The sequence below is a fragment of the Streptomyces stelliscabiei genome (genome assembly GCF_014873495.1).
Lineage (GTDB): Bacteria > Actinomycetota > Actinomycetes > Streptomycetales > Streptomycetaceae > Streptomyces > Streptomyces bottropensis.
On sequence record NZ_JADBGF010000001.1, the window covers coordinates 162009 to 176467 of the forward strand.

Genomic DNA, 14459 nt, shown 5'->3' on the forward strand with positions numbered 1-14459 from the left:
ACACATATGACGTATGACGTCTTTCGGATACCGAAGCCACCCCCCTCACCCGGTCGAGGGAGCGTTTTCCAGTCCGTGGAGGACGGTTCGGAGGTAGGACAGCCCGTCCCGGGCGAGCGTGTCCTGCGTCGGGGCGAGTGGCCGCCAGATCGAGGCCGCGGTGGCGATGGCCTCGTTCTGCGCGGTGAACGACTCGATGCAGACCGCGCCGCCGTAGCCGGTCCTGGCCAGGGCGGCGAGGAAGCGTGGCCAGTCGAAGTGGTCGGCGCCCGGGGCGCCGCGGTCGGTGCCGCTGACCTGGACGTGCTTGATGTGCGGACCGGCCGTGACGAGCGCCTCGTAGGGGTCGGCCTCCTCGATGTTCATGTGATAGGTGTCGATCATGAGACCGACGTTCGCGGGCAGGCCGTCGACGAGCTCAACCGCCTGCTCGACCGTGTTGACGACGCTCGTCTCATAGCGGTTGAGGGCCTCCACGCCGATGCTCACGCCCCGCTCCCCCGCGTGGTCGGCCACCGGCCCCAGGGCGCGGCGGACGTCCGCGTAGCAGGCAGCACGCTCCACCGGTGACATCCGCCAGGTCCGCCCCACCGCGGCGTACACCGGGCCGCCGACGCAGGGCGCGCCGACGGCCACCGCACGGTCCACACACGTCCTCAGGTACGCCACGGTGGAGGCTACGACGTCCGGTGGGGCGTTCACGAGGTCGCGTCCGGGCGAGGTGACGGCACAGACACCGGCCGCGCGCAGGCCGTGCGCCGCCAGCAGGTCCCGCGTGCGTGCCGGGTCCCAGTCGCCGGGTTGCTCGATCGGCAGCTCGACCGCGTCGAACCCGAAAGCGGCGATCCGCGGCACCAGTTCGGCCAGGGCCTCGTCATCGACCGGCGAGGCCCAGATCCAGGGGTTGACACCGATGGCGTACACCGGACTACTGCCAGCGCTTCGGGTAGCCGGGCAGGTCGGTGCAGCCGCACATCGCGTAGTGCAGTGGCGGCATGGTGGGGTCGACGTACTCCTCCAGGTTGTCCTGGGTGATGGTCGGCTGTGGCAGTTTCCACGGGTTCGGCACCTGCTCGCCGTCGAGGATCTTCAGCGCGGCGATGATCGGGGTGCGCCACTGGTAGGTCGGGTAGGTCGGGGCGATCGCCGTGAGCTTCTTGTCCTTCCACATCTTCAGGAAGTCGAGCTGGTCCTCGCCGTTGATCGGCGGCACGGGCTTTCCCGCGTCCTCGAACGCCTCCACCGCCGCGCCCGCGACCGCCCCGGCATCCATCCAGACACCGTCGATCGTGCCGTACCGCTGGATGTAGTCGTTGACGATCTTCTTCGTCTTCGCCGGGTCGCCGTCGGTGAACTCGACGCCGACGACATCGACGCCCGCCGTGTCGAAGGCGACCTTCGCCGCGGACCAACGGGTCTCCAGCACGTCGACGCCCGGCAGGATGCGCAGCGCGAGCACCTTGCCGCCCCGCTTCATCTTCCGGGCGACGAACTCCGCCGCGACATGGCCGAATCCGTAGCCGCCGATCGGGTTGATGACGGTCACCGGGCAGGTCGTGTCGACGCCGCGGTCGAAGACGACGACCGGGAGGCCCTTCCGGCAGGCGGCTTCCACGGCCGGGGTGAGTGTCGCGGTGGTGTTCGGCGAGACGATGAGCGCGTCGCAGCCCTTGCCGAGCAGGTCGTTGATGTCGGCGATCTGCTTCTGGTCCTTGCCTTCGGCGTCGACGTGGACGAACTCGGAGATCCGATCGCGGTGGGTGTCGACCTCGGCCTGCATGGTCTTGAAACCGACCTGGCGCCAGGGGTTGTTCAGCCCCGCGTTGGAGAAGCAGATCTTGTGCGGTCCGGGCTCGCTGAACTTCGCGGTCTTCACCATCGCCGGGTCGAGCGCCTGCTCCCACGGCTTGCCGGCGGGCCCGGTGGGCGCGGTGTCCAGGAGCGCGAGCTGCTTGTCGTAGTCGGCCCGCACGAAGAACTTCGACTGCTTCCCGGTGCCAGATCCGCTGCCCGATGCCGTGCCCGCGGAGGGGGAACTCGGTGCGCCGGTGGTGGGCTCGTCGGTGGCGCAGCCGGCCAGCACCACCAGGGTGCTCACGACCAGCACCGTCATGGAATGCCTCACTGGATCCCCTTTATCTGGACGGGACACGGAAAGACGCCGCCGCCACCGCGAACAGGATGATCGCGCCCTGGACGGCGGGTTCGAGGGCGCCGGAGACGCCGTAGAAGTTCATGAGCGTGAAGAGCGTCTCGAGGGTCAGCGCGCCCAGCATCGCGCCGAGGACCGAACCCCGGCCCCCGCCCAGGGCGACACCGCCGAGGACCGCCGCGGTGACCGCGCCGAACTCCAGGCCGGCACCGGCCTGGAACGACACTCCGCTGTACCCGCCGACGAGAACCGCCGCGAGCGTGGCGGCGAGTCCGCTGAGGACGAACGCCATGGTCTTGGCCCGCCCCACGCGCACGCCGCTCAGCTCGGCGGTCCGCGGGTTGCCGCCGACGGCGACCAGGGTGCGGCCGAAGTCCGAACGCGTCAGCACCAGCGCCAGCGCTGCCGCCGCCAACAGGACGAGAAGGGCGTACGGTATCCGGCCCAGCACGGGCACGTCCTCGAACGCGGATCGACCGAGCCGGCGGAACTCCTCGGAGAGGCCGCCCTTCGGGGCACCGTCGGACCACAGGTACACGGCACCGACGAGGATCAGGAGCATCCCGAGGGTCGTGATGAACGACGGAACCCGCAGCCACGTGGTGACGAGGCCGTTGACGAGGCCGACCGCGACGCCGAACGCGAGCAGGAGCACGACGACAGGCCAGCCGGCAGACGGATCGCCGTCGATCAGCCGGGCCGCGATGACCACCTGCGCGGTGACCAGGGAGCCGACGGACAGGTCCAACTCGCCGGAGACGATCACGAAGTACTGGCCGGCGGCGAGCAGGACGATCGGCGCGGAGCGGCCGAGAAACGACATCAGCGACGGCGGCGAGAAGAAGTCCGGTTGGCGGGCGCTCAGCAGCACCAGCAGCACCGCCAGGATCACCACGATCGGTGCGAGACCGCCGGAGCGGAACCCGGGGAGCCGCAGTGGGCGCGCGATCCGCATGCTAGGACGCCTTTCGCATCGCCCGGCGGGCGTAGACGGCGACCGCCGCGATGATGATCACGCCACGGATCACCTGCTTGAAGAACACGTCGACCTCGAGCTGGTTGAAGACGGCGTCGATGCTCGCGAGCAGCAGCACACCGCCGACCGTGCCGACGACGCCGCCGCGCCCGCCGGCCAGGGCGGTGCCGCCGAGCACCACCGCGGCGATCGATTCCAGGTCGTACAGTCCCTCGGTGCCCGCCCTGGGTGCGCCGGCGCCGAGCCGACCGGCGAGGTAGACCCCGGCGAGGCCGGCGCAGAGGGCGCACAGCACATGGGCGGTGACGAGGACCCGGCCGGTGCGCACGCCGGAGAGCCGGGCGACCTCCGGGTCACCGCCCACGGCGATCAGATGGTGGCCGAAGCGGGTGCACGCGAGCACGAACCAGGCCGCGGCGGCGACGGCGAGCAGCAGCAGGAACGCCAGCGGCACCGGACCGACGCGCTGGTACCCGAGGCCCTGCACCAGGACGGGTGCGGTCTTGCCGGCCGGCCCGTCGTATCCGTTGTCGAGGTATCCCTTCAGCAGCAGTCCGACGCCGACGGTCGCGATGAAGGGGTTGATCCGCGCCAGGGTGACGAGCAGGCCGTTGACGAGGCCGATCGCGGCGCTGACGGCGAGCGTCAACGCCATCGCCGGCAGCAGCGCGGCGTCGTCACCGGCCATGGTCTCGGCGGCGACGAGGGTGCTCAGGCTGACCGTGTACGCCACGGACAGGTCCAGCGAGCCCCCGACGACGACCAGGGTCTGGCCGACCGCGACGAGGCCCAGACCGGCGGCGACGTGCAGCAGGCTCACGATCGTCGGCTGGCTGAACAGCCGGCCGCCGTCGATCGTGACGACGAGCCAGCCGACCGCCAGGGTGAGAGCCAGGGCGACGAACACACCGGGCGGGGTCCACCGGACCGGCGGGGACAGCGTGCCGCTCATCCGGCCGCCTCCCGCGCGGTGCCGACCGCCAGGGCGACGACTTCCTCCTCCGTCGCGCCGGCGGGCAGCTCACCGGCGATCCGGCCGTCGCGCATGACGATGATCCGGTCGCTCATGCCGAGCAGTTCGGGCAGCTCCGAGGAGACCATCAGCACGGCGGCGCCGTCGCGGGCCAGCCGGCGGACTAGATCGTGGACCGCCGACCTGGCGCCCACGTCGATGCCCCGGGTCGGCTCGTCGAAGAGCAGAACCCTCGGGGCGAGCGCGAGCCACCTGGCCAACACGACCTTCTGCTGGTTGCCACCGGACAGGAAACGGATCTCCTGGTCCTCCCGGGCGGCGCGCAGCTCGACGGCCGCGAGCAGTTCCCGGACCCTTGCGGTCCCGGCACCGCGGCCGAGCCGGCCAGGGGGGACGGCGCTGACGGCGCGGACGGCCAGCAGCGCGTTGTCGAGCACCGACTGCTCGGCGACGATCCCCTCGCCCTTGCGGTCCTCGGAGACGTAGGCGATACCGGCCCGCATCGCGGCGCGGGGCGAGCGCAGCCGGACCGGGGCTCCGTCGACGGCCACCTCGCCGGCGTCGAACGGGACGGCGCCGAACAGTGCGCGGGCCAACGCCGACCGGCCGGAGCCCTGTAGACCGCCGACGCCGAGCACCTCGCCGGCGCGCAGCCGCAGGTCGATGTCGCGCAGCTTCCGGTTGCCCGCACCCCGGACCGTCAGTCGCACCGGGCCCAGCTCCTGCGGCTTCGCCCGGTCGGGGTAGTAGCTCGACAGTTCGCGACCGACCATGTGGCGCACCAGCCGATCGGCGCTGGTGTCCGCGGTGTCCAGGGTGGCCACCGCCCGGCCGTCCTTGAGCACGGTGATTCGGCTGGACAGGTCGAAGACCTCCTTGAGGCGGTGCGAGACGTACAGCACGCCCATCCCGTGCTCCTGGAGCCGCCGTACGAGCGTGTAGAGCTGGTCGACTTCGTGGTCGGCGAGCGCGGCGGTGGGCTCGTCCATGATGAGCAGCCGCGCGTCGAGTGCGAGCGCCTTGACGATCTCGACCACCTGTTGTTGCGCCACGCCGAGTCGTCCCACGCGCGTGCCGGGCGGTAACGAGCCCTCCCCGATCGAGGCCAGGAGCCCCGCGGTGAGGCTGAGCATCGCTCCACGGTCGACGAGCCCGCGGCGCAGGGGCTCGCGGCCCAGCCAGACGTTCTCCGCGACGGTGCGCTCGGGCAGCAGGGTCAGCTCCTGGTGGACGATGCCGATACCGGCCTGCTGGGCCTCACGCGGGCTGCGGAACGTCCGCGGTGCGCCGGCGAACTCGACGGTTCCCTCGTCGGGCTGGTGGACGCCGGACACCACCTTCATGAGCGTGGACTTGCCGGCGCCGTTCTCGCCGACGACCGCGTGCACCTCGCCCGGCCGGACCTGGAGGTCGACGCCGTCGAGCACCCGCACGCCGAGGAACGACTTGCCGATGCCTCGCAGAGCGAGCAGCGGCGACGGCAGCAGGCCAGACATCGTGGGACCCTCTACATTCGCGTCGTCAGCAGGAATGAGTCACCGATAGCTGAATCGTTCGGGTACAGCCGGGCATGAAATGACAACTCCCGCCCGCGAGCTATCGTCGAATAGCCTCGAATTTTCGGCGGACGCAATGGCGACATCGCGGCCCCGAGGGTAAATGCCTCCATGAGCGCCTGGCAATACCAGCGGAGCCAACTGCCCCATGTGGACCGGCGATCGGCCGACAGCGATTGACACGCCAAAATCTGTTATCGAATCGCCCCGCCCACAGTCGCGCACCGAACCATGAAGACTGCCGAACCACGGAGAATGATGCGCGAAATGTGTTATGGAATCAGCCGCACCCCATCCATATTGACTGTTGCGAAACCCCGCTGCATGCTGACCGGCAGACCACGGGAGACCGTCGCATCCGGTGTGACGCCCCGCTTCTCTTCCGTAGGGACTTGACTGCCCGTCACGGCGGACGGGACGACGAGCTGACGGCACACGCACGCCTCCGACGCGCTCAGGCACTGTGGCGCATCTGAGGTGCGGCCGGTGCGTGCCCGTGGTCATGCCATCGTTGCTCCGCCGAAATAGGAGACGGCATGCGTCGCATCACATTAATCTTCGCGGCGATCGCGAGCGTGCTCCTGTCGCTCGTCATCGCCCAACCGGCGTCAGCGGCGCCGGCCTTCCGAGCCCTGGTCTTCACGAAGACGGCCGGCTACCGGCACGATTCGATCCCGGCCGGCCTGGCGATGTTCCGGGAGCAGGCGGCGGCCAACAACTTCGAGTTGGTCCACAGCGAGGACTCGAGCGTTTTCACCCCGGCGATTCTCGCCACCTTCGACGTGCTCATCATGTTCCAGACCTCGGGAATGGTGTGGACCACGGCATCCCAACGTCAGGCGGTGGAGGGCTACCTCGCCAGCGGCAAGGGCATCGTCTCGATCCACAACGCCACGGACATGGGCATCGAGAACGAGTACCCGTGGTGGGACCAGACCGTCAACGGCGGCGCACACATGCCGGAGCACTCCCCCGGTGTGCTGGCCGGCACCGCGGTCGTCGCGGACAAGAAGCACCCGTCGACGGCCGGCCTGCCGGACCGCTGGAACCGCAGCGAGGAGTGGTACAACTTCGACCGCAACCCCCGCGGCGACGTCCACGTCCTGGTCACCGCGGACGAGCGGACGTACAACCCGGGCCCCCGCGCCATGGGGCCGGACCACCCCATCTCCTGGTGCCGCAACACCGGCGGCGGCCGCGTGTGGGCCACCGCCATGGGGCACGCGAGCGCCGCCTACAGCGAGACCCCTTTCCGCAACCACGTCCTCGGGGGCGTCGAGTGGGCGGCCGGCAAGGAGTCCGGCGACTGCGGCGGCACCGTGTGGAGCAACTTCGAGAAGCGCACTCTCGACGACAACACCGCGGACCCGATGGCCCTCGCGGTCGCCCCGGACGGGCGGGTGCTCTACGTCCAGCGGGGCGGGCAGCTGAAGATCTTCAAACCGTCCACCAACAGGACCGTGACAGCCGCCACGCTCAGCGTCTACACCGGCGGCGAGGACGGCCTCACCGGCCTGGCGCTCGACCCCGGCTTCGCCGACAACGGCTACGTGTACCTGTATCACTCCCCGGCCGGAGTCCCGAACGACATCAACCGGGTCTCCCGGTTCACGCTCACCGGCGACACCCTGAACATGTCGAGCCAGGTGACGGTCATCGACATCCCCGCGACCCGTGACCGCACGTTCGCCGAGCCCGGACACACAGGCGGGTACATCGAGTTCGGCCCCGACAAGAACCTCTACATCGGCACCGGGGACGACGTCCCGCCGAACCTCGACCCCAGCTGGCAGGGCTACGCCCCGCTGGACTGGCGGCAGGGCAAGGCCAACCTCGACGCCGCCCGCACCGCCGGCAACACCAACGACCTGCGGGGCAAGCTCCTGCGCATCCGGCCGTCGGCCGACGGCGGTTACACCGTCCCGGCCGGCAACCTCTACCCGCAGGGCACGGCGCAGACCCGGCCGGAGATCTACGCGATGGGCTTCCGCAACCCGTTCCGCTTCTCGATCGACCCGGAGAACGGCTGGGTCTACCTCGCCGACTACGGCCCGGACCGGAACCCGCCCACGACCAACCGCGGCCCCGAAGGGCTCGTCGAGCTCAACGTCATCAAGACACCGGGCAACTACGGCTGGCCGTTCTGCCACGGCGACAACCAGGCCTACGCCCCCTACAACCCGAGCACCGGTGTCGTCGGCGCCAAGTTCAACTGCAACGCGCCGGTCAACAACTCGCCGAACAACACCGGCCTGACCAGCCTCAAGCCGATCGTCGCGCCGAACATGTGGTACGGCTACGGCGTCTCACCGAACTTCCCCGAACTCGGCTCCGGCGGCTCGGGACCGATGGGCGGACCGGTCTACCGCTACGACGCCGCGAACCCGTCCGAGACGAAGTTCCCGCCCTACTACGACGGGGTCCACTTCTTCTACGAGTGGTCGCGCCATACCGTCAAGGAGGTCCACTTCGACTCCGCGACCGCGGTCACCCGGACCAACCCCTTCATGCCCGGCGCCAAGTTCCTCAAGCCGATGGACATGGAGTTCGGGCCCGACGGCTCGCTGTACCTGCTCGAATGGGGCAACAACTTCTCCGGTGGCAACAACGACTCGGGTCTCTACCGCATCGACTACAACCACGGCGGACGGTCACCGATCGCCAAGGCCACCGGCACGCCCACCAACGGGGACGCGCCACTGAACGTGCAGTTCAGCAGCGCGGGGTCCACAGATCCGGATCCCGGCAGCACGCTCACCCACCACTGGACGTTCGGCGACGGCACCACGTCCACGGCGGCCAACCCGTCACACACCTACACCGCCAACGGCAACTACACCGCCCAGCTCAAGGTCACCGACAACACGGGCAGGACGGCCTTCGCCAACGTGCCGATCACCGTGGGCAACACCGCACCGACCGTCACCCTCACCCTTCCGTCCAACGGCGGCGTGCTCGACTTCGGCGACCGCGTCCCGTACAAGGTGTCCGTCTCGGACCCCGGCGGCGCACCCGTCGACTGCGCCAAGGTGTTCGTCAACCCCGCGCTCGGCCACGACGACCACCAGCACGAGACCACGGACCATCCGGGGTGCTCGGGCACCATCGACACGTCGCTGCTGGGCGGGCACCCCGACGGCGCCAACCTGTACTACGTCCTCAACGCCCGCTACACCGACGACGGCGGCCCCGGCGGCGCGAACCCGCTCACCGGCTACGCCCAGGCGATCCTCCAGCCCAAGCACAAGCAGGCCGAGTTCTACTCCGACCAGTCGGGTGTGCAGATCGTCGAGCAGGCCGGTGCGGAGAGCGGCAAGCGGGTCGGCGACATCTCCGACGGCGACTGGATCTCGTTCAAGCCGATGAGCCTGTCGGGCGTCACGAGCGTGCGCTACCGCCTGTCGTCGCCGAGCGGCGGCGGATCGATCGAACTGCGCGCCGACTCCCCGACCGGCACACTCCTGGCCACGACACCGGTGCCCAGCACCGGCGGCTGGAACACCTACCAGTCCACGGCGGCGGTGAACACGGCCGATCTCTCCGGCTCGCACCCGCTCTACCTGGTGTTCAAGGGCACCTCGAACAACTGGTTCGACCTCGACTCGCTCACCTTCGGCGGCAACGGGGTCGGCGAACCGGGCAGCGGCGGCGGTGGTGGCGTCGCCGGTCGGACCTGGACGGTCGCGGCGCAGCACAGCGGCAGGTTCATGGACGTCAACGGCGCCTCGACCGCTGACGGCGCCCAGGTCGTCCAGTGGCCGGCCACCGGCGCCGACAACCAGAAGTGGCAGGCCGTCGACGCCGGTGGCGGCGCCGTCTACCTGAAGGCGGCGCACAGCGACAAGTGCCTCGCCGTCACGGGCGGGTCCACCGCCCAGGGCGCGTTCCTGCAGCAGGCCACCTGCGACAACGGCAATCCGCAGAAGTTCCTCGTCACGCCGTCGACCACGGCGGGCGTGTACACGATGAAGAGCGTCCCCAGTGGACTGTGCGTCGACGTCAACGGCGCCTCGACGGCCGACGGCGCACGGCTCCTGCAGTGGAGCTGCCACAGCGGCACCAACCAGCAGTGGCGGTTCACCGCCGTATAGCCCGTCCGGTGGATACCCGGCGCGGTTGCGCGCCGGGTATCCCTTCCCCCGACCAGGTGAGGAACCGCCATGGTGTTTCGTAGACCTCGGCCCCGCTGGTACGGCCGCCTGTCCGCGCTGGGCACCGCCCTGGTGCTGGTCGCCGTCGGCGCCACGGCGGTGGCGGCACCGATCGAGCCCGGGCAGAGCGCCCCCCTCGTGGGTGCGCAGTCGGGCCGCTGTCTGACCGTCCCCGGCACCGGCACCACCAACGGCACCCAGACCCAACTCCAGGACTGCACCGGCACGGCCGGCCAGACCTGGACCTACACCGCCGGCAAGCAACTGACCGTCCACGGCAACAAGTGCCTCGACGCCGGCGGAAGCGGCACCACCAACGGCACCCAGGTCATCATCTGGGACTGCAACGGCCAGAACAACCAACAGTGGAACGTCAACCCCAACGGCACCATCACCGGCGTCCAGTCCGGACTCTGCCTCGACGCCAACGCCGCCGGCACCGCCAACGGCACCCGCACCATCCTCTGGTCCTGTCACGGCGGCACCAACCAACAGTGGAGCTCGCCGACCCCGCCGCCTGACCCGCCGGTGCCGGGCGACGGGGGCACGTGCGACATCTACGCCTCGGGCGGTACCCCCTGCATCGCCGCCCACAGCACCGTACGAGCCCTCTACGGCACCTACAACGGCAACCTCTACCAGGTCCGGCGCTCGTCCGACAGCACGACCCGGAACATCGGCGTCCGGAGCGCGGGGGGCGCCGCGGACGCGGCGGCGCAGGACTCGTTCTGCGCCGGGACCGCCTGTGTCATCACCGTCGTCTACGACCAGTCCGGCCGCGGGAACGACCTGTGGTACCAGGGATCGAGTGTGGTTCCCGGCTCTCCCCAGAGCCGCCCGGCGACCGCGACGTCGGAGTCGCTGACGGTCGGTGGCAGCAAGGCCTACTCGCTCTACATCAACCCCGGCAACAGCTACTGGCGGGACGGCCACCTGACCGGCGTGCCGACCGGCAGCGCTCCCGAAGGCATGTACATGGTGACCAGCGGCACCCATGTCAACGGCGGCTGCTGCTTCGACTACGGCAACAGCGAGACGACCCGGGCGGCCGACGCGGCCGGGGCGATGGACGCGATCAACTTCAGCACCCAGTGCTGGTTCGGCGGGTGCGCCGGCAGAGGTCCCTGGGTCCAGGCCGACCTCGAATGGGGGCTCTACTCCGGCGGGAGTCAGAGCTGGAACACGAACCAGCGGGCCTTCACCGGCAAGTTCGTGACGGCGATGCTGAAGAACAACGGGACGAGCCGTTTCGCGCTCAGGGGTGCCGACGCCCAGACCGGGAGCCTGACCACGCTGTGGGACGGCGCGCTGCCGCCCGGCTACAGCCCCATGAAGAAGCAGGGCGCCATCATCCTCGGCAGTGGTGGTGACTGCTGCAAGCCCGGCGGCGGCGCGAACCTCAGCGCCGGCACCTTCTACGAGGGCGCGATGGTGTCCGGCTACCCGTCCGACGCGACCGACAACGCGGTACAGGCGAACATCGTCGCCGCCGGATACCGCTGAGTTGCTCATCCATGAAGGGAGAAACGTGATGCGACAAGGCAACAATCATCACCGATGGCGCGCACCGATCGCCGTGGCCATCGCCCTGTTACTCGCCGCGGCCGGCATCAGCGGCATCGGACTGACGTCCGCCGCCGCGGCCGAGGCCCCCTCCGCCGCCCCGAGCGCCGGATGCGGCAAGCCGCCCACGCTGTCGAGTGGTCCGCGCTCGATCCAGAGCAGCGGCAGGACGCGGAACTACATCCTGCGGGTGCCCGCCACCTACGACAACAACCGCCCGTACCGAGTGGTCTTCGGCTTCCACTGGAACGGCGGCACCGCCAATGACGTCGACTCGGGCGGAACCAGCGGATACCCCTGGTCGTACTACGGCCTGCGGGCGATCTCGAACGACAGCGCGATCTTCGTCGCGCCCCAGGGCCTCGGGAACGGCTGGGCCAACTCCAACGGCGAGGACCTGACCTTCGTCGACGACATGATCAGGCAGATCGACGCGGGCCTGTGTGTCGACACGAACCAGCGCTTCGCCGGGGGTTTCAGCTACGGCGGCGGCATGAGCTTCGCCCTCGCGTGCGCCCGGCCGACCGTGTTCCGCGCGGTCGCCGTGTACGCGGGCGGCCAGTTGAGCGGATGCAACGGCGGTACCCAGCCGGTCGCGTACATCGGACTGCACGGTTTGCGGGACCCGGTGCTCCCGATCGCCACGGGACGTTCGCTGCGTGACAGGTTCGTCCGGAACAACGGCTGCACTGCCCAGAACCCGCCGGAGCCGGCCCGGGGCAGCCTCACGCATGTCGTCACGACCTACTCGGGGTGCCGCGCCGGCTACCCCGTGGCATGGGCCGCGTTCGACGCGGGCCATACTCCGGGTCCCGTCGACGGATCGCCCGGCGACTACGAACCGGGTGAGCGGTCGTGGACCCGGGCGGTGGTGTGGAACTTCTTCACGCAGCTCGACGGCGCGGATCCCACCCCGCCGAACCCGGCCACGTTCCGGCTGCGCAACGAGGGTTCGGGCCGGTGCCTGGACGTCAACGGCGCGAGCGGGACCAACGGCACACCGATGATCATCTGGGACTGCCACGGCAACGCCAACCAGCAGTTCACGCAGAACGGTCAGGCGCTGCAGGTGCTGGGCAAGTGCCTGAACGTTCCCACCGACGCCGCCGCCGGCACGCGGGTCCAGATCCAGGACTGCAACGGTGGCGCCAACCAGCAGTGGGCCCTCAACAGCAACGGCACGATCCGCAACGCGCAGAGCGGGTTGTGCCTGGACGTCAACGGAGCGAGCACCGCCAACGGCTCCGCGGTCGTCGTGTGGAGCTGCCACGACGGCGCCAACCAGCGCTGGGCGCGCGCCTAGCAGCACGAGAGGGCCACCTCCCCCCGGGGAGGTGGCCCTTTCGGCGTGCCGCGTCAGCTCAGGGCAGGGTCCATTTCTGGTTGGCGCCGCCGTGGCAGGACCACAGGTTCACGAGGGTGCCGTCCGAGGAGTTGGCGCCCGACACGTCCAGGCACTTGCCCGACCGCGGGTTCCGCAGCGATCCGTCCGTGGACGCCTGCCAGTTCTGGTTGGCGCCGCCGTTGCAGGACCACAGGACGACTCTCGCCCCGTCCGCCGTACTGCCACCGCTGACGTCCAGACACTTGCCCAACGCCTTGACCGTCGAGCCCGGCGCCACCGTCCACTGCTGCCTCGCCGCACCCGTACACGACGAGATCTGCACCGCCGCCCCGTCCGCCGAACTACCGTCACGGATATCCAGGCACTTGCCCGCGCCCCCCACGATCGGACCCGCGCCCGGGGTGGGTGGCGGGCTGCCGCCCAGGTCCTTGATCCGGACGTTGCGGAACGACACGTCGTCCCCCGTGCCGTGGTTCTGGATGCCGACGTGGCCGGCGAGCGAGCGGGCGGGGTTCGTGTCGGTGAAGTCGTTGATCTTCACGCCGTTGAGCCAGACCTGGAGCCGCTCGCCCTCCACCAGCACCTCGAAGGTGTTCCACTCGCCCGGTGGGTCGAGCGCCGCATCCCGGGCAGCCGTGTCCGGGGCCTTGACGGCGTAGATGGAGCCGGTCGTGCGGTCGGGTGCGTCGGTGGCGTCGATCTGGACCTCGTAGCCGTTGTCCAGTGCCGACTGCGGGTCGTTCGTCGGTGGGAAGCCCACGACCACGCCGGAGTTGTCGTCGCCGGACATCTTCCAGTCGAGCTTGAGGGAGTAGTTGGTGAACTGCTTGGCGCTGTACCAGAGCATGCCCATGCCGCCGTGCGAGGCGAGGGTGGCGTCCGTGTTGGTGAAGCCGCCCGGGCCGGCCTGCGACCAGCCGGTGGTGGAGCCGTTGTAGAGGGTCGTATAGCCGGTTTCGGGGCGGCAGTCGGCCTTGGTCCTGCCTGCCGCGTACCGGAAGCCGCCGAGCAGGTGCGCCCGGAACGCCGGCTCCGCGTACGCCGCCTGACTGTGCCCGCCGCCGGTGTAGAAGGCCCGGCCGCCCGAGTGGGTCTTGCACCAGCTGTGCGGGTGGTCGGCACCCATCGAGCCGCCCGAGTACGACGACTCGTCCAGCGTGGTGAGCACGCGCGCGGTGGTGCGGGGGTTGGTCCGGAAGTTGTACCACTCGTCGGTGCGGGTCCAGGTCTGCGGCAGGTGGGCGGTCGCGGCGTGCGCCCGTCCCTCCACCTTGACGTCGGCCCGCTGGACAGCGGGGTGCGAGGCGAAGTAGGCGCCGACCAGGTCGCCGTAGAACGGCCAGTTGTACTCGGTGTCCGCGGCCGAGTGGACGCCGACGAAGCCGCCGCCCGAGCCGATGTACGACTGGAACGCCGACTGCTGGGTGTCGTTCAGGACATCGCCGGTGGTGTTGAGGAAGACCACCGCCTCGTAGCGGCTCAGGTTGCCGGTGGTGAACTGGCCGCCGTCCTCCGTGGCCGTCACCGTGAAGTTGTTCGCCGTGCCGAGCTCGCGGATGGCCTGGATCCCCGCCGGGATCGAGTCGTGCCGGAAACCGGCCGTCCTGGAGAACACGAGGACGTCGTAGGCCGTGTCCGCGGCATGGACGGGGTGGGGCTGGCCGAGAAGGACCAGGGTGGCGAGTGCCGTGGCGGCCCCGCCGAGCAGGGTCCGGGGTCGTCTGCGCATGTGCGTCACTCCCT

General features: G+C 70.0%; 9 protein-coding genes. 3 read left to right on the forward strand and 6 right to left on the reverse strand.

From position 1 onward, the window contains the following. Positions 1-45: 45 nt before the first annotated feature. Genes H4687_RS00725 through H4687_RS00745 form a run of 5 tightly spaced genes read right to left on the reverse strand, consistent with a single transcriptional unit; the run spans position 46 to position 5597 of the window. Positions 46-924 carry a sugar phosphate isomerase/epimerase family protein gene (locus tag H4687_RS00725; protein ID WP_046914057.1) on the reverse strand — a complete coding sequence of 293 codons (879 nt, stop codon included), beginning with the start codon at positions 922-924 and terminating at the stop codon, positions 46-48. A gap of 4 nt (positions 925-928) precedes the next feature. Next, on the reverse strand, positions 929-2113 hold the full coding sequence (locus H4687_RS00730) for an ABC transporter substrate-binding protein (RefSeq protein WP_046914056.1): 1185 nt from the start codon (positions 2111-2113) through the stop codon (positions 929-931). 22 nt (positions 2114-2135) lie between these two features. Beyond that, the gene (locus H4687_RS00735) at positions 2136-3107 is read right to left on the reverse strand and encodes an ABC transporter permease (protein WP_046914055.1); all 972 of its coding nucleotides are present in this window, start codon (positions 3105-3107) and stop codon (positions 2136-2138) included. Position 3108: 1 nt separating this feature from the next. Further along, the gene (locus H4687_RS00740) at positions 3109-4080 is read right to left on the reverse strand and encodes an ABC transporter permease (RefSeq protein ID WP_046914054.1); all 972 of its coding nucleotides are present in this window, start codon (positions 4078-4080) and stop codon (positions 3109-3111) included. Then, a complete protein-coding gene (locus H4687_RS00745; protein WP_046914053.1) occupies positions 4077-5597 on the reverse strand; it encodes a sugar ABC transporter ATP-binding protein in 1521 nt (506 codons plus the stop codon). The genes H4687_RS00740 and H4687_RS00745 overlap by 4 nt, the downstream gene beginning before the upstream one ends. A 596-nt stretch (positions 5598-6193) precedes the next feature. Here H4687_RS00745 and H4687_RS00750 point away from each other — a divergent pair. The 3 genes from H4687_RS00750 to H4687_RS00760 all read left to right on the forward strand — a co-directional run bounded on the left by H4687_RS00750 (position 6194) and on the right by H4687_RS00760 (position 12674). Continuing rightward, positions 6194-9748, forward strand: a complete 3555-nt coding sequence (locus H4687_RS00750) for a ThuA domain-containing protein (protein ID WP_046914052.1) — start codon at positions 6194-6196, stop codon at positions 9746-9748. 69 nt (positions 9749-9817) lie between these two features. Then, positions 9818-11311 carry an arabinofuranosidase catalytic domain-containing protein gene (locus tag H4687_RS00755; RefSeq protein ID WP_046914051.1) on the forward strand — a complete coding sequence of 498 codons (1494 nt, stop codon included), beginning with the start codon at positions 9818-9820 and terminating at the stop codon, positions 11309-11311. Between the two features lie 28 nt (positions 11312-11339). Continuing rightward, positions 11340-12674 (forward strand): ricin-type beta-trefoil lectin domain protein, encoded by a 1335-nt coding sequence (locus tag H4687_RS00760; protein WP_192781637.1) that lies wholly within the window; start codon positions 11340-11342, stop codon positions 12672-12674. A gap of 58 nt (positions 12675-12732) precedes the next feature. Here the strand turns inward: H4687_RS00760 and H4687_RS00765 are convergent, their stop codons facing one another. Then, on the reverse strand, positions 12733-14445 hold the full coding sequence (locus H4687_RS00765; RefSeq protein ID WP_046914076.1) for a lectin: 1713 nt from the start codon (positions 14443-14445) through the stop codon (positions 12733-12735). Positions 14446-14459: the final 14 nt, after the last annotated feature.